This is a genomic window from uncultured Serinicoccus sp. (assembly GCF_947487915.1).
Lineage (GTDB): Bacteria > Actinomycetota > Actinomycetes > Actinomycetales > Dermatophilaceae > Ornithinicoccus.
In genome coordinates, this window is sequence record NZ_CANKYH010000049.1 from 1 (window position 1) to 260 (window position 260).

The 260-nt window shown below is 62.7% G+C and carries 1 protein-coding gene; it reads left to right on the top strand.

Annotated elements, in window-relative coordinates:
- Positions 1–46: 46 nt before the first annotated feature.
- The coding region (locus tag Q0795_RS17160; protein ID WP_298891785.1) for a glycoside hydrolase family 3 N-terminal domain-containing protein at positions 47–260 on the top strand (214 nt) is incomplete at its 3' end.

Sequence of the window (260 nt, forward strand, 5' to 3'; positions counted from 1 at the left end):
CCAAGGCGCGGTGCTCGGTCGCGAGCTGGCTGCCCTGGGCATTAACGTGGACTTCGCCCCGGACGTTGACGTCAACACTAACCCAGCCAATCCCGTAATCGGGGTGAGGTCCATGGGGGACGATCCGGTGCGCGTCGGGGTACTCGGCGTCGAGCAGATTCGCGGCATTCAATCCAGAGGGGTTGCGGCCACCGCCAAGCATTTCCCAGGTCATGGTGATACCCAGATCGACTCCCATCTTGGTCTTCCGGTCGTGGAGT